Below are 16,379 nucleotides of genomic sequence, written 5' to 3'. Positions count from 1 at the left end.
CTACCAACAACGATAAAACTTAATAGTCTATTACTTATATCCAATAAACTCATTTTCTGCATCTAAAATTGATTTCACATAGGCTTTGAAGGCTTGGTATTCTTCAACCGTGATTTTTTCTAATGATGGTTTTGCGTGCATACTTATTTTCAAATGATTTTCTTTTACCTTAGAATAAGCTATTTCATATAGATGGTCTTTAAAAGTGAATTTTTGATCTTTTGGAATTTCAATAAAACTCATTCCTTCACTTATAAATAAATTATAGGTATTATAATACTCATCTAAGTTTTCATATTGTATATATTCAATAGGATACTGTCTGCTTTCTAAACTTACAATATCAGTTGTATATGGATGGGAAACAAGAGGCAATTGAAAGATGTTTATTGAACCTATTTTATTTATCTTTTTATCCAATGAAATATTAGAGGTGTATTTAATTACTTTATCATCGTCCAATCTTTCTATATTGGTTAATTCGTCTAAAACAAAGTCTTCTTTAATTTGGTTGTTTAAATCGTCATGAATAGATTTTTTCACAACTTCTAAATTAGGTTCATCAAAAACATTAGCATAATATGAGTTTATATGGCCCGTAAATTTAGTATTGATGGACATTGTAACTTTATCGTTGGCTATATTAATATCAACTTCATTTGTGAATACCGATGCATCTCTAAGTACATTATCCAACTTAAATAAGTCGTATTTTTTGTTTTCATCTAAATTAAATGGAATTTCTAAAACTGATGCGCCGCGTAGCGATACCGGTAGCGATTTAAATGGCAAATATTTGTTGGTAAGCTCTAAATACTGTTCTTTTCCATCAATTTCAACCTTGGCGATGCAATGGTTGAAATCTGTATTGGGCATTACCATTTCATTTCTTCCATAATCTGATGTTAATACAAGTACCATGTTTGCCTTTAGCTCTGCCATGTTTGCCAAGGTTACGAATAAGGTTGAAAAGTCTTTACAATCTCCCAAACTGGTTTTAATAGTTTTAGAAGGTTTCTGTGGTACATAGCCACTTTGCCTAAAACTTACATAACTATACGTGAAATTATTTTTTATGTAATTATAAATGATTTTGGCTTTGTCTTCATCATTTAAGTGCTTGTAACCTTTTGGAAACAATGTATTAAAAACATCTTTTACACTTGTATCTACCTCAATGCTAGATCTTACCAAATCTGAATACCACATAGATATATCATTCCAACTTGGAATGGTACTAATGTGTAGATATTTAGCAACATCTACCGTATTTGGCATATAATATTCCTCTTGTGGTATTTCTGGTAAATTTTCAGTTTTCCATTCATACATGTCGTAATTGTCCAACTTGGAAATTTGTGGATCCAACTTACCATTTACCACTTTGTAAAACAGCTTATGATTTTTGGGTGTTATAATTTTTAATGTAGATTTTAATGCAGGATGAAACGAATCGAACATAAAACTATCTGTATAATCTCTATAAAAACGTCCTGAATTCGAAAAGGAGCTTTCATAATCTATATAAACAACGTCTCCTATAGACAGTCCTTTAAACACCAGGTTAGAACCGCTTTTATCGGCAGGCACAACGCTACCATCTGTTTTAACTATTTCAGATTTTGAAATATGATAATTACCCGATAAACTTAAATCATATTCTTTAAAAAACTCGATACCACTATTGGAGGTAACTTCATACAGGTAAATAAAACGGTATTTCCCACCTCCCTCAGTAAACAACTCTATATTGGAATCATCCCTTAAAATATTATAGCCATAATTATTAGTTGGAATTTTTCCTCTATTTGATTTTATATAATTGTAAGCATCATTAAAAGAAATTTCATTTAAAACATTTTTTTCGTTTTTTAAATCTCTAATTTTATTTCTCAATCTACTATTTGAACCATCATGCTTCAATGAGTTTTCATAGGCTAATAAAGCATTCTTTTTATCATCCAATTTTAAAAGTGCATCTCCTTTTAGTTCCATTAATTTAAATGAATACGGAAAATTCTCTAACCCTTTATTTATATATTCTAAGGACTCTGAATACTTTTGGTAAGTGTGCTGTTTTTCAATTATTGGAATGATATAAGTATTGTCAAAAGCCAAATTATCTAAATCTTTTGAAAGTATTTTTAAAGATTTATCCTTTTCCTTTCTGTTAGCGTAATATCTTGATAAGGTGGTAATACCTGAATAATTAAAATAATTAGAGTTTATTTCTTCTAGAAGTTTAACCGTTTTATCATCTTCATTTAGCAGTGAGCCATATAATGGAGCACAACGCAATAGCATCTTCACATTGTCTTTAGATACCTGAAATAAATCATCCAAGTTTTGCTTCAATGCTTCCATATCTTCCTTCCTTGAATTATATACAAAGTCGGACATATAAGCGAGCATTTTGTTATCTACTGATTTTTTAAACTTATCCAAAAAGTTTTTTAACTCTTCCACGGTCATTCTACTTAACTCGCCAAAATCTATAACTTTGTAAACCAGTGGTAAATAATAATCGGGGTCGTCCAATTCCATATTCTTTTTAAGTTCCGTAAATGACGTATTGTCGCCTTCTATTAAAGAAGCTTGAATCAGCATTTTTCTTATTAATGAACTTTTAGGATACTTGGTGTAAAAGGGCTTTAAAACATTTTTAGCTTCTTCATATTTTGAATTTCTTAAATATGTATTTACTAAACAGTAGGTATAAAGAAAATTTGTTGGGTTTTCTTTTACTTTATTTTTAAAATAAATCTCAAAATTATTATCAATTATTTCAGGATTAATTTCACTTAAAGTTGAAGTTTTATATGGTTTAAATTCTGAACTGTATGATAAATTAGTATTGGGGCTACCATCTTCATTTAAGATACTCGTTATAAAATAACTGCCATAACCACTTTCAGCTAGCTTAATCAATAATCTATTGTCGCCTTTAGGTATTGTTACCATAACCTTATAAGCATTCAAATCGGTAGAAACATCTTCATTGTTCTGAAAAACCAAAACGTCATTAAGCCAAACTTTAAAAGAAGATCCACTACCAATTCTTATAATAGCACGTTGCTCTTCACTTGCTGAAATAAATGTTTGTGCATAATTTACTCCAGCCCCGTAAGATTCATGATTAGTAAAAAACTGATAGGCTTCTCTATTGTTTTTTGGTGTATACCAGTTAACGAGTCCGTTACTTTTGGCATCAAAAGGTGTTATAGAATGGGCTATGGATTCCGGTTCGTAATATCTATCTAATCCACTTTTATTTAAATTCTCGAAAACACCACAATATTGCCAATTTTTAATAGCCTGAATGGAGTTGTTTAAAGCAAAATAATTATCCCAATCGTTATTTTCCCTACTTACTACAGATTTCAAATAACTTACAGCATCTTTTACATCTTGATTTTTGATGGAAACTTGAGAAACGGCCTCAAGAACATCCTTATTTCTTTTATTAAAACCTGTTTCCAAATAAACATCAAACAAGTAAGTTTTGTTCCACAACCCATATAAATAATTTTCAAAATCTGGTTGTTCTAAAAACAATTTTGTAAACTCTGGGTGTTCTACAAACTTACCCATCTCTTCCCGCAAGATTTCATTGGTAATTAGAAACTCAATATTTTTATTCTTTTCTGATTTTAGATTTTTTTCAGCCAAAACCCTATCGTTATTAAGAAGTGCATCCCAAAACTTATTGTATGTGTTTTGTGAACTAAGTTGAATGGCATTAAAAGCAACAAATAAAAATATAAGTAAGCGGTTTTTCATATCATTTAAAATTTAATATGAATTTAATAAAATCGATTTAATAATTTCAAACATTTTTTTGGCACGTTCATTTACTTGCTCTTCTGTCCATGAAAGTTTTATTAAACAGGAGATATTTCTACCAATAAAATGATCGGATTGAGGGAATTCTTTGGTTTTAAGATATTCCAATCCGGTTTTTACTTCTGCTGGAATTGGGAACAACGATTTTAAGTCTTTTAAATGGTCCCATTTACGAATGTAATGCCAATTGTTATTATAGTACTGAAAACACGCATCTACGCCTTGGTTTTTAAACGCTTCGGAAACTTTAAGCGCTATTTCCAGATCTGGAAGAAAGAAATTTAAAAAACTGTAGTTTTCCTCACCACCATCGGGAACGGTTCTAAACGTTACTTCAGGTATTTGTGATAAAGCGTCCCTTAAAATGCTATAATTTTTCTTTTGAATTTTTAAAATCTCAGGCAAGCGTTTTATTTGGGCTAAACCTACTGCCGCATGAAGCTCTGATATTCTGAAATTGTAGCCTAAAAACGGATGCGATTCTGCACCTCTATCATTACCTACATGGTCGTGACCATGATCGCTATAATGGTCGGAATGTATGTAATAGTCTTTATTGTTTGTTATCACCGCACCGCCTTCTCCGCAGGTAATGGTTTTAACGAAATCGAATGAAAAACAGCCTAAATCGCCAAGGCTGCCCAACACTTTTCCTTTGTAAGTGGCTCCAATGGCTTGACACGCATCTTCAACCAACAACAAATTGTTTTTACTGCAAATGTTTTGATGTGCATCCATATTTGCCATGCTACCACACATATGCACGACCATAATGGCTTTTGTTTTTGGGGTTATGGCTTTTTCTACGGCTTGTGGGCTAAGGGTAAGTGTATCATCAATATCTACCAAAATGGGGATGGCCCCCAGCATCATAACGGCTTCAAAACTTGCCACAAACGTAAAAGTTGGTAAAATAACCTCATCTCCTGCCCCTACGCCTGCTGCTGCCAATGCTACTGATATGGCCGCGGTACCACTTGATACTAATTGCGCGTGGTTTACTTGAAAGGTGTTTTCTAAGGCTTTTTCCAGCTCTTTGGCTTTCCAATGGCCGTTGCGCATGCCATCGAAACCGTAGCGCATGAGTACGCCGTTTTCCAATACATCGTTTACTTCTTTTTTTTCTAAATCTCCAAATAATTCGAATCCTGGCATATTGTATATTTTTAGTTCTTTATTTTAATTGAAACTGCCTTTGCGTTAGGGATTGCAGTGGAAATCCTTTTTGTGAGGCACGAGCAAAAAGATTGCAACGTAAAGCCCGACCCTTGTGGTAACGCCCAAATTGTTTGTTTTATTTATATTTCGATGACGGCATCGTTTATTGATTTTCGTACTTTTTTGAAACCTGCAAACATATCGGTTTCGTCTCTGTAGCCTACGGGCAGCAATAATACAGATTTTAGCCCCATTTTGTTTAATTGTAATACGTTATCGACGGCGTGGGGCATAAAGCCTTCCATGGGGCAGGAATCTATTTCTTCTATGGCGCAAACGGTCATTAAATTGCCCAAGGCTATGTAGGCTTGGTTTTTGGACCATTGTTGGCGTTCGGTAACACTCATTTTTTGCATCATGTTTACGAGGTCTTCCCGGTATGGCTTTAAAATGGTTTCTGAGGTGTTTCGGATGTTTTTGATATTATCGTAGTAGGTAACCACATCGGTATCCAATATATCGTCTTGCATACAGATTACCAATAAATGTGAGGCATCTAATACTTGTTTTTGGTTGTAAGCATGGGCTACTAAAGCTTGTCTTAAGGTTTTGTTTTCTACAACAACCATTTTGATGGTTTGTAAACCGAATGATGTTGCCGTTAAATTGAAAGCTTGTTTTAAAATATCTAATTTTTCGGAAGACAGTTTTTTGGTTGTATCGAATTTTTTAGTTGCGTAGCGCCATTTAAGTTGCTTAATGATATTCATTTTTGAATTTTAATTTTGACAAAAATACGTTTTGGAATTGTCATTTTATAGAAATGCGACACAAAATAAGCTAATATTAAACGTGTTGAAATTTATTTTTAAAAAAATAGAATTTTATTTGAAAGTATTGAAAAAGGATTCTATATTTGCACCCGCATTCAGGGAATACCTGATGAGACCGAAACTGGAGAAATGGCAGAGTGGTCGAATGCGGCAGTCTTGAAAACTGTTGAGGGTCACACCTCCGGGGGTTCGAATCCCTCTTTCTCCGCTGAAAAAATCCTAAACGGTATCAAAACCCTGTAAATCTTATGATTCACAGGGTTTTTGCTTTTCCAGACATACCAAATTATTCATTTAATCTTATTTAAATCGAGATAAAATCGAGACCCTAGAAAATCCGAAAATTAGGGTCTCGCTAAATTCTCGAAAGCATTGCAAACAGGAGGTTTAATGACGTGTTCAATAGCTTGTTCACTCATCAAACATCTTGTTTGATTTCAATTAGAAAATTAAATTGAATAATAATTAATTGGTCACCACAATGAAAACAAAAATCACACTTCACTTTTATGCCAAAAGCACAAAAGCCAATACAAACGGACTACTTCCAATTTATGTAAGATTAACAGTTGATGGAAAACGGTTAGAATTCAGTACCAAAAAGTTTGTAGAAAAATCCAAATGGTCTAATGAGCTATCCAAAATGAAAGGCATGACCGAAGAAGCACGTTCAATCAATAGCTACCTTGATTTAATGAAATCAAAAGTTTTAGATGCTCAAATGGAACTACTCCACCGTAATGAAACTTTATCAATTGAAAACTTTAAAAATAAATTGCTTGGTAATGAAGAGCGTCAAAGAATGTTAGTACCCATCTTTCAAGACCACAACAACAAAATCAAAGAATTAGTTGGTAAAGAATATGCACCAGGTACATTAGAACGTTACACCACTTCTTTGAAACATACCATTGAATTCATGCAATGGAAATACAATATTTTAGACATTGATATTTCCAAGATTGATCATGCTTTTATTACCGATTATGAATTCTGGTTACGCAGCGTTAGAAAATGTTCTAATAACACAGCTGTTAAATACATCAAGAACTTCAATAAAATAATAAAGATATGTTTGGCCAATGACTGGCTAGATAAAAATCCATTTGCAAACTATAAGTCTAAAGTTAAAGAAGTAGAACGTGTTTATCTTACTGAAACTGAAATTCAATCTATCATTGAAAAAGATTTTAAAACTGAAAGACTTTCATTAGTTCGCGATATATTTCTATTTAGCTGTTTTACTGGTTTGGCATACATAGATGTCAAAAACTTAACAAAGTCACATATAAGCTACGGAATTGATGGAGAGAAATGGATATTTACACACAGACAGAAAACAGAATCTGTTCAAAAATTCCAATTCTTCCAGTAACGAAAATGATAATCGATAAATACGAAAATCATCCACAGTGCATCAATGAAAATAAACTCCTACCTATTCTATCCAATCAAAAGATGAATGCTTATCTAAAAGAAATAGCCGGGGTTTGTGAAATTGAAAAAGAACTAACCTTCCATATTGCTCGACACACTTTTGCAACAACGGTAACGCTTACTAATGGGGTTCCAATTGAAAGCGTTAGCAAAATGCTTGGACATAAAAATTTAAGAACTACACAACATTATGCAAAAGTCTTAGATAGAAAAGTGAGTGATGATATGAAGGCTTTGAGAGACAAATTTCTTATAAAAGAGAAAATTGAAAAGAAAGCAAATTAGTATCACATATTTGCTCCAAAAATATTTTAATTTAAAAATAGACCGTTTGGTTTATTTTGATTAGTTTTGTATTGTTTTATAATCATTTACACTTAACAAATAATGTCAAAGTCAGAAAACACCAGACAATTTATAGTAGAGAAAACAGCACCAGTTTTCAATACAAAAGGTTATGCTGGTACTTCAATGAGTGATATCATGAGTGCAACCGGACTTTCAAAGGGTTGTATTTATGGCAATTTTGAAAACAAAGATGAAGTTGCTTTAGCTGCTTTTGACTTTAATCATAATAAGGTTAATGAACATATGAAGACAAGAATTTTAGCTACTGACAACTCAATTGAAAGGTTGTTAGTATATCCTACCACTTATAAAAACTATTTCAAATACTCATATTTACAGGCTGGTTGTCCCATTTTAAACACATCTACTGAAGCTGACGATACACATCCAAAATTGAAAGATAAAGCCATTAAAGCATTGGACTTTTGGAAAAATTCTATAGAAAATCAGATAAAAAGAGGCATTGCAAGGAAAGAAATAAATGAAGATACAGACCCTACAGAAACAGCAGTAATTATGATTTCTATGATTGAAGGTGCATTTATGCAAGCAAAGGTAACAAGTAGGAATACAGAATTAAAAATAGCAATGGAATTCTTGGAAAAAATCATTTTAAATTTAAAAAACTAAAAAAATTTACTTTAAAAAAGACCGATTGGTTTATTTTACATAGATAAAAACAGCTACAAAAAATTATAAAATTTATCTATCCCTTATAAATAAAAATCAACTATTTAAATATCTAGTTATGAAAAGCCAAAATGAAAAAGCTGAACTATTTAAAAAAATACACAACGATACGTCTACTTTTATAATACCAAATCCTTGGGATGTGGCATCTGCTAAAATTTTAACCTACTTTGGTTTTAAAGCTTTGGCTACATCAAGTGCTGCACACGCTTTTTCGGAGGGTGCTTATGACAATTCAGTACCTATAAATGATATTTTAACACATTTACAAAAAATCGTGTCAGCAACCGATTTACCTGTTTCTGCCGACTTAGGAAACGGTTTTTATAAAAATCCAAAAAAGATTTTCGAGACGATTAAATTATCAGTTACAACCGGTATAGTAGGTGCATCCATTGAAGATGTAAATGGAAACAGTGCCTATTCAATCGAATTATCTACTGAGCGTATCACTGCTGCTGTCGAAGCTGTAAAAAGTCTAGATTTTCCATTCACGCTTACTGCCCGATCAGATAATTATATCATCGGTAACCAAGACTTAAAAGATACTATAAAACGGTTACAGGCATATCAAAATGCAGGTGCCGATGTTTTGTTTGCTCCAGGTATTCAAACCATAGAGGAAGTTCAGTCTATTCTTTACGAAATAGATAAACCTTTAAATGTGTTGATAGGCATAAAAGGTAGCCTTCTTAACTATGAGGATTTATCAAAATTAGGAGTTAAAAGAATCAGTCTTGGAGCTTCTTTATATAGAAATGCAATGACCTCCTTTGTTGATACTATAAAACAAATAAGTCAAACCAAGAATTTTAGTTATGCACAGAAATCAATTAGTTCCAACGAACTAAATAACCTTTTGAGTTTATAATCTACATATTAAAAAATGCAATTATGAAATGAACATAATCAAAATTCAGTCACATACACAAATGAAGGTATACTAATTACATACAACCATTAAATAACAATAAACACCTACATATGAATAAAGCAATATTAATTACAGAAGGCTAGCAAATACTTTTATTGATAAAATAGAAGATAAATAAGAACGATATTAATTTTAATTTTTTGAATTATGGATGAATATACAAAACCAATATTAGAAAAAAGCGCATTAATTATTATAGACATTCAAAACGATTTCACCATTCCCAACGCAACAGCTGAAATAAAAGGAACCATAAATGTAATTCCAAAAATCAAAGACCTTGTAGCGCTTTATCGCAAATTAAAACGACCTATATACCATATCATTAGAATCTATAATAAAGACGCTTCAAATGTAGATTTGTGCAGAAAAAAAATGATACTGGAAGGGAAAGAAATTGCTATACCCAATACTCCCGGTGCTCAAATAGTTGAAGAGGTTTTACCTCAAACTGACATAAACATAGATTTTGAACTTTTATTAAAGAACGAAACTCAAAAAATAGGCCACCATGAATGGATAATCTATAAATCCAGATGGGGTGCATTTTATAACACAAAGTTAAATGAACATCTGCAAAATAACAACATCAATACCTTAGTGTTTTGTGGCTGTAACTTTCCAAATTGCCCCAGAACAAGTATGTATGAGGCCAGCGAAAGAGACTATAAAATTATCTTTTTAAAAGATGCAACTTCTCAGGTCTATGAGAAAGGCTTACAAGAATTATCAAATATCGGTGTCAAAATAATGGATACAAAAGAATTTATTGTTCTACATAATCAATATTAACATGAATTTTAATCTGAATAAATCTATAGAGATATTAGAAAGAACACCTGTTACATTACACCACTTATTGTACAATATTTCTAATGAATGGACTCTAAAAAATGAAGGATATGAAACCTGGTCTGTATTTGATGTGATTGGACATCTCATTCATGGTGAAAAAACAGATTGGATTCCTCGTGTAAAAACCATCCTCTCTAACAAGCCAGATAAATCATTCCCTTTGTACGACCGAAATGCACAATTTATTGAAAGCAAAAATAAAACCATAAAACAATTACTGGACGAATTCGTCCAACTCCGTAAACAAAATATTAGCTACCTGATTTCAAAAAAAATATCCGAAACAGATTTAAACTCAAAAGGAATTCATACAGTTTTTGGAGAAGTTACATTGGCACAATTAATTGCTACATGGATGGTACACGACCTCAACCATATAGCTCAAATTTCTAGAATCATGGCAAATCAATATAAAAAGGAAGTAGGTCCATGGATTGAATATTTAACCATCCTCAAATAAAAAACAAGTCTTAAGGTAAAATAAAGAAGGTTATTAAACATGAGACATACAACCAAGCATATTGAAATAAAAGAATTAAATCTCGATTTATTTATAGGTGAATTATTTCACGACAAAATCACAGATAGCAATAATTACAAAGAACTCTTAATGAACCTCTTTAAAATTTCTGGTTTTAAAAAACCTTATGAAAAATATTGGCTAATGGAATATAATAAAATGATTGTCGGTTTATTTATTATTACAATTAAAAAGAATAATCAAAGCGCCATCATCAAATTCCTAATACTTAAAGGCGATAATATTCCTGAGGATGATTTAAAAATGCTATTAAGAAAAGGTGTCAAAAACGCTTTTGAGTTATACAACTTAAATCGAATACAATTTAATTACAATAAAAGTTTCCCTCTGTCTATTTCTAAGCTTTTTATAAATGAGTTTAATCCCTACCCTATTGGTTTTATTCACTTAAACGATGAAAAGTATGTGCTTACCAGAAACCGATTTAATGGCATAAAAGAACAGTTTTACAAATCTGATTATTTAAATTACTTAGGGAGATATGAATAATAAAAAGAAAAATGAATTAATAAAAAACTTTGAAAATTCAAAGTTAATGAAGCTATTTGGAGGCCAAATATCTAATTTTAATGAAGATTATGTCGAAATTGAAGTTTCAAAAAAAGAGTTTATGATGCGGCCAGCTGGTATGTTCAATGGTGCAACTATAGCTTCATTAATAGACATAGCTTCGTACGCCAGTGCATTAACCAAATCTTCATCTGGATATTATGCAACAGTAGAATTAAAAATCAATTATTTAAGTCCCGCTGTGGGTGATAAATTAATTGCTAAAGCTAATGTTATCAAAAGAGGAAAATTGCTTACCGTGGTTCGTTCAGACATCTTCGCGGCTATCAATGAAAAGGAAAACTTAGTGTCTACTTCTTTAGTTACATTAATGTGTCTTCAAAATAAAAGCAAAGAAATACAAATAGATTAAACTAAAATTTGAAGACCACCACTGTTTGGTCTTAGTTCAAAGAATACAATTAAAAAAAGTAATTTTTAACTTTAAAATAAATCATATGGAAAGCTATTTAAGCAGCGTAAAAAAGCAATTTGAATACTACAAAATGCTTGGCGAAAAAGCAATGGAACAACTAGATGAAGAACAATTGTTCTGGCAATACAATGAAGAAAGTAATAGTATAGCTGTTATCGTTAATCACATTACTGGTAATATGCTATCTCGTTTTACTGACTTTTTAACTACCGATGGAGAAAAACCATGGAGAAATCGTGATGCAGAATTCATCAACCCTTTCAGTAGTGAAGATGAATTACTGTATCGATGGAAACAAGGTTGGGAATGTCTCATCCAAGTACTTGAACAACTTACAGAACCAGATATGGAACGCGTAGTATATATCCGGAATGATGGACATTCTGTTGTAGAAGCTATCAATCGTCAATTAGCCCACTACCCATACCATATTGGACAAATGGTATTCATTGCTAAAATGATTAAAAACAATGAATGGCAAACTTTATCTATTGCTCGAAACAAATCAACAGATTACAACAGTCGCAAGTTTTCTCAAGATAAAGAAAGAAGACATTTCACAGATGATTTATAAATAATTTAAAACAAAATGAAAGAACTAAATTTAAGATACCCGATCGGTCAATTTACAAAACCAGAGAATATAGAAAAGAGCCTTTTAGATAATTGGATTGAAATAATTGGTTCTTTTCCTTCTGTATTGAACAATACGCTAGAAGCAATATCAGAAAATCAACTTGATATGCCTTACAGAAAAGATGGATGGACAGTTAGACAAGTTGTACATCACTGTGCAGATAGTCACATGAATGCATTTTCAAGCTTGCCATAACAGAAGATAACCCTGTCATTAAACCTTATAATGAATCTATTTGGGCAGAATTGGAGGATAGTAAATATTTACCTATAAGTTCATCCCTATCTATTATACAAGGGATTCACTACAGATGGCATACTCTTTTAAAAAATCTTGATGCTGATACATTAAAAAGAAAATATACTCATCCCGAACACGGGAAGGAATTCATATTGGAAGAAGCAATTGGTATGTATTCCTGGCACTGTCAACATCATTTGGCTCATATAAAATCCATACTGTAACAAAAAACAATAAGAAATGAAAACAATATTAATAACAGGAGCTAGCCGTGGTATTGGTGCAGCTACGGCTTTACTTGCTGCTGAAAGAGGATTTGCAGTAGCAGTAAACTACAATAAGAGTAAAGAATCAGCAGAAAATATAGTAGAAAAAATAAGATTAAAAGGAGGTTTGGCAAAGGCGTTTCAGGCAGATGTTTCTAATGAAACTGAAATAATTCAACTATTTAACCAGATCGATACAGAGTTTGGAAACTTAACTTGCTTAGTAAATAATGCCGGAATTCTGGAACATCAATCTACATTAGAAAATTTAACTTGGGAAAGATTACAGCGAATATTTCAAGCCAATACTTTAGGCCCCTTTATTTGTTGTCGTGAAGCAATTAAAAGGATGTCACCCAAATATGGTGGCAACGGCGGAACTATCGTTAATGTTTCTTCAATCGCTTCCAGAACTGGAGCGCCATTTGAATATATAGATTATGCGGCATCAAAAGGTGCGATAGACGCTCTAACTATTGGGTTATCCAAAGAATTAGCAGAAGACGGAATCCGAGTTAATGGTGTACGACCAGCCTTTATTCATACAGACATTCACATTTCTGGAGGAGAACCAGGGAGAATAGAACGAATAAAAGATAGTATTCCTTTAAAAAGAGGTGGATTAACAAGCGAAGTTGCTGAAGCTATTCTTTGGCTTGCCACTGAACAGTCATCTTATTCAACAGGAATATTTATTGATGTTACAGGAGGACGTTAATGTAATTATGAATTTTAAAATATAGCATCATGAAAATAACATTTATAATTTTCGTTTTGAGCATTTCTATTTCAACTAATAGTATGTGTGCTCAAACTATCTTTACGGTTAAAGGCTTCAATCACATTGAAAGCGTGGCTTCCGATGGTAAATATATTTATGCTGCAGATATAGGAAAAGAACTTAATCCTACACAAAAAGTTGGAGACGGGAGAATCATCAAACTTGATTTCAAAGGAGCCATTATTGATTCAACTTTTTCAAAATAAAAACTTAATGCACCCAAAGGATTAGCAATTTCAAAAAATATTTTATTCGTTGCGGATATTGACAGGCTTATTGCTCTTGATATTAACTCTGGCAATAAACTTTACGATATTACTTTCAATGATGGTGTCTCCTTTTTAAATGATATTGCTGTGGTTGATAAAACTAACTTTTCACATAGCTCGACACACTTTTGCAACTACTGTAACTCTTACAAATGGTGTTCCAATTAAGAGTGTTAGCAAAATGCTTGATCATAAAAATTTAAGAACCACACAGCATTATGCAAAAGTGTTAGATAGAAAAGTGAGTGATGATATGAGAATCCTTAAAGAAAAATTTGTTTTTAGTACTCCTAATTCTAAATTGGTTTAAATAAGTAATGTCGCGCTCTCATACAATTTTATTAAACAAGTATGAATACCGGTAATAAAGATGAAGATATAGAAATAATCTTTGGTTGTATCAAAAAAAAAAAAAAATCAATTATATTTTATACCGATTGGTATTTTTGTTATATTTGCAGTAAAATATTCTTTTTGAACATGACAAAAACCGAAAAAACGAAACAGTTTATAATTGAAAAATCGTCTGTACACTTCAATAAAATAGGATACCTAGGCACATCCTTAAGAGATATAACTAACTTAACAGGTCTTACAAAAGGAAGTATTTACGGTAATTTTGAAAATAAAGAAGAAGTAGCTAAGGCGGCTTACAAGTATAATGCTAAGCGCATAGGTAATAAAATTATATCAGCGTTAAATCAAAGCCCAAGTGGAGCAATTAATAAATTGATGGCTATAGTAGATTTTTATAAAAATAATTGGTCCGTAATTATTGAAACTGGCGGCTGTCCCTTATTAAATGCTGCAACAGAATCGGACGATGCATTTCCAAAATTGAATATTGAAGTTCGAAAATCATTCATTGGATTTACTAAAATATTTGAAGACATCATTAAAAACGGTATAGAAGAGAGAATATTTAAGCATGATTTAAATATTAAAGAATATGCGTCAACTATGGTAATGCTAATAGAAGGAGGAGTTTTATTGTCTAAAACAATGGCAGACAAAGAATATTTAAACATTTCATTAAAAAGAATTGAAAATTTGATTCACAATGAAATGAAATTATAATTTTTTTAATTAAAAATATACCATTCGGTATATTATAAATATCTAAAACATATTGAATAACATGAATAAATTAGATTATATAAAATCATTTAAAGGAAAGAGTTTTGATAGATCACCATCTCCACTTATGAGGTGGCTAAACCCTACGGTTCTCAAAGCGAACACAGGAAGTCTTGAATTTCAGTATCAAATCCGTCCTGAATGGCTTAATCCAGTAGGAAATTTGCATGGAGGTATTACATCTGCAATTATTGATGATGTTTTAGGAGCAACAATGTTTACTCTTGATGATCCATTTTTCTTCACAACAATTAACAATGTTATTGACTATTTTTCAATTGCTAAGCCAAATGAAGTAATTATCGCAGAAACAAGTATCATAAAGTATGGAAAAAAATTTATTAATGCCCAATGTAGTATATGGAATAAAGATAAAAGCAGGCTTATTGCAAAAGGGTACTCTAATCTTTATAAAACCGATTTTAAAACTGAAACAATAATTCCTTAGCTAATTAAAAAGAAATTAACATTGGTATAAAATGAATGAGTCAATAAAAAAAAAGGTTGCTGACATAGGAATTCAATTACCAAACATTCCAGAACCAGGGGGTAATTATAAATCCGTTGAAATAAGAGGAAATGTTGGGTATGTTGCAATACAATTTCCGATACATAACGGAATTAATTGCCATCAAGGAAAACTAGGAAAAGAACTATCAACCAATGACGGCTATTTAGCAATGAGATTATGCGCACTAAACGTATTGGCTCAAATAAACCAATATGTTTCATATAACAAATTAGAAGGTTTAAATCATGTCTTTGCTTATTATAGGTGTAGTAATGAGTGGGATGATGGGCCATTAGTTGTAAATGGGGCATCAGACTTATTCAATGAGGTACTAAAAGACAAAGGAAGTCATAGTAGAACTCTTTTTGGTGTTTGTTCCCTGCCCAGAAACTTTTCGGTTGGATTGACAGCAACATTTACTATACTTTAAACATTAATCTCTTTCTAAATAATTAATAAACCAATTGATTATGAATAAAAACTTTAGCAACATACAGGCAGATAAAATCATTCTAGAATTTTTTAATCGCGTATGGGGATCATCCCATGACCTTAAAGCTATTGACGAACTCATGACTGAAGATTATGTAATTACCACTGGTGGTAAAACCATTTCAGGTAGGGACAATTTCAAAAAATGGGTTCAAACATTCCAGACCAAGTTAACAAATGCAATCACTATAAGTCAAGAAATCATTGTAAGTGAAAAACATAGCCATGTGGTTTCAAGATTTGTATGTACAGGTAACAACAATGGTATTTTTAACCTACCTCCAGATAATCAACCAATTTCATTTACTGGAATAGCAATTTGGAAGATAGAAAAAGGAAAGCTTAAAGAGTGTTGGGTAGAACGAAATGCTTTTGAGATTTATCAAGATTTAATCTCCATCTAACAATTAAGCTTCATGTTC

At 31.7% G+C, this 16,379-nt stretch carries 20 protein-coding genes, 1 tRNA gene and 1 pseudogene; 19 read left to right on the top strand and 3 right to left on the bottom strand.

Translation table 11 applies throughout. From position 1 onward, the window contains the following. Positions 1-30: 30 nt before the first annotated feature. The 3 genes from J8H85_RS14615 to J8H85_RS14605 all read right to left on the bottom strand — a co-directional run bounded on the left by J8H85_RS14615 (position 31) and on the right by J8H85_RS14605 (position 5,771). Positions 31-3,780, bottom strand: a complete 3,750-nt coding sequence (locus J8H85_RS14615; RefSeq protein WP_209655949.1) for a transglutaminase domain-containing protein — start codon at positions 3,778-3,780, stop codon at positions 31-33. Positions 3,781-3,792: 12 nt separating this feature from the next. Then, positions 3,793-4,998, bottom strand: coding sequence for a DegT/DnrJ/EryC1/StrS family aminotransferase (locus J8H85_RS14610; RefSeq protein ID WP_209655948.1), 1,206 nt, complete (start codon positions 4,996-4,998; stop codon positions 3,793-3,795). Positions 4,999-5,141: 143 nt separating this feature from the next. After that, entirely contained in the window at positions 5,142-5,771 is a 630-nt protein-coding gene (locus J8H85_RS14605) for an NAD(P)H-dependent oxidoreductase (RefSeq protein ID WP_209655947.1), read from the bottom strand. Positions 5,772-5,957: 186 nt separating this feature from the next. On the opposite strand from J8H85_RS14605, the gene J8H85_RS14600 reads away from it, so the two are divergent. The 19 genes and pseudogenes from J8H85_RS14600 to J8H85_RS14520 all read left to right on the top strand — a co-directional run bounded on the left by J8H85_RS14600 (position 5,958) and on the right by J8H85_RS14520 (position 16,361). Further along, positions 5,958-6,042 (top strand) — tRNA-Ser (locus J8H85_RS14600). Between the two features lie 273 nt (positions 6,043-6,315). Then, the gene (locus tag J8H85_RS14595; RefSeq protein ID WP_317195015.1) at positions 6,316-7,209 is read left to right on the top strand and encodes a site-specific integrase; all 894 of its coding nucleotides are present in this window, start codon (positions 6,316-6,318) and stop codon (positions 7,207-7,209) included. A gap of 5 nt (positions 7,210-7,214) precedes the next feature. Next, positions 7,215-7,556, top strand: coding sequence for a site-specific integrase (locus J8H85_RS19110; RefSeq protein WP_317195014.1), 342 nt, complete (start codon positions 7,215-7,217; stop codon positions 7,554-7,556). Positions 7,557-7,658: 102 nt separating this feature from the next. Continuing rightward, positions 7,659-8,249 (top strand): TetR/AcrR family transcriptional regulator, encoded by a 591-nt coding sequence (locus tag J8H85_RS14590; protein WP_209655946.1) that lies wholly within the window; start codon positions 7,659-7,661, stop codon positions 8,247-8,249. Positions 8,250-8,367: 118 nt separating this feature from the next. Next, the gene (locus J8H85_RS14585) at positions 8,368-9,180 is read left to right on the top strand and encodes an isocitrate lyase/PEP mutase family protein (protein ID WP_209655945.1); all 813 of its coding nucleotides are present in this window, start codon (positions 8,368-8,370) and stop codon (positions 9,178-9,180) included. Positions 9,181-9,390: 210 nt separating this feature from the next. Continuing rightward, a complete protein-coding gene (locus J8H85_RS14580; RefSeq protein WP_209655944.1) occupies positions 9,391-10,035 on the top strand; it encodes a cysteine hydrolase family protein in 645 nt (214 codons plus the stop codon). Between the two features lies 1 nt (position 10,036). Further along, entirely contained in the window at positions 10,037-10,558 is a 522-nt protein-coding gene (locus J8H85_RS14575) for a DinB family protein (RefSeq protein ID WP_209655943.1), read from the top strand. Between the two features lie 39 nt (positions 10,559-10,597). Beyond that, the gene (locus tag J8H85_RS14570) at positions 10,598-11,128 is read left to right on the top strand and encodes a hypothetical protein (RefSeq protein WP_209655942.1); all 531 of its coding nucleotides are present in this window, start codon (positions 10,598-10,600) and stop codon (positions 11,126-11,128) included. Continuing rightward, positions 11,121-11,561 (top strand): PaaI family thioesterase, encoded by a 441-nt coding sequence (locus J8H85_RS14565; protein WP_209655941.1) that lies wholly within the window; start codon positions 11,121-11,123, stop codon positions 11,559-11,561. Before J8H85_RS14570 ends, J8H85_RS14565 begins: the two co-directional genes overlap by 8 nt. An 85-nt stretch (positions 11,562-11,646) precedes the next feature. Continuing rightward, complete coding sequence (locus J8H85_RS14560) at positions 11,647-12,198, top strand: DUF1572 family protein (protein ID WP_209655974.1); 552 nt, start codon at positions 11,647-11,649, stop codon at positions 12,196-12,198. 15 nt (positions 12,199-12,213) lie between these two features. Further along, on the top strand, positions 12,214-12,456 hold the full coding sequence (locus tag J8H85_RS18980; RefSeq protein WP_245243825.1) for a DinB family protein: 243 nt from the start codon (positions 12,214-12,216) through the stop codon (positions 12,454-12,456). Between the two features lie 50 nt (positions 12,457-12,506). Continuing rightward, complete coding sequence (locus J8H85_RS18975) at positions 12,507-12,725, top strand: DinB family protein (RefSeq protein WP_245243824.1); 219 nt, start codon at positions 12,507-12,509, stop codon at positions 12,723-12,725. 16 nt (positions 12,726-12,741) lie between these two features. After that, entirely contained in the window at positions 12,742-13,485 is a 744-nt protein-coding gene (locus J8H85_RS14550; protein ID WP_209655940.1) for an SDR family oxidoreductase, read from the top strand. 29 nt (positions 13,486-13,514) lie between these two features. Continuing rightward, positions 13,515-13,754 (top strand): hypothetical protein, encoded by a 240-nt coding sequence (locus J8H85_RS14545; RefSeq protein WP_209655939.1) that lies wholly within the window; start codon positions 13,515-13,517, stop codon positions 13,752-13,754. 163 nt (positions 13,755-13,917) lie between these two features. Continuing rightward, a pseudogene (locus J8H85_RS14540) lies at positions 13,918-14,127 on the top strand (tyrosine-type recombinase/integrase); the annotation flags it as partial. Positions 14,128-14,168: 41 nt separating this feature from the next. Beyond that, the gene (locus J8H85_RS14535; RefSeq protein WP_245243823.1) at positions 14,169-14,894 is read left to right on the top strand and encodes a TetR/AcrR family transcriptional regulator; all 726 of its coding nucleotides are present in this window, start codon (positions 14,169-14,171) and stop codon (positions 14,892-14,894) included. A 61-nt stretch (positions 14,895-14,955) separates the two neighbouring features. Continuing rightward, positions 14,956-15,402, top strand: coding sequence for a PaaI family thioesterase (locus tag J8H85_RS14530; protein ID WP_209655937.1), 447 nt, complete (start codon positions 14,956-14,958; stop codon positions 15,400-15,402). A 31-nt stretch (positions 15,403-15,433) separates the two neighbouring features. Then, positions 15,434-15,895: a RidA family protein gene (locus tag J8H85_RS14525; protein WP_209655936.1), complete on the top strand. Its 462-nt coding sequence runs from the start codon at positions 15,434-15,436 to the stop codon at positions 15,893-15,895. A 40-nt stretch (positions 15,896-15,935) separates the two neighbouring features. Next, a complete protein-coding gene (locus tag J8H85_RS14520) occupies positions 15,936-16,361 on the top strand; it encodes an ester cyclase (RefSeq protein ID WP_209655935.1) in 426 nt (141 codons plus the stop codon). Positions 16,362-16,379: the final 18 nt, after the last annotated feature.

The organism is Mariniflexile gromovii, from assembly GCF_017814435.1.
GTDB lineage: Bacteria > Bacteroidota > Bacteroidia > Flavobacteriales > Flavobacteriaceae > Mariniflexile > Mariniflexile gromovii.
Note: the sequence above shows the minus strand (reverse complement) of the source record. Positions and strands in the feature narration are given on the sequence as shown.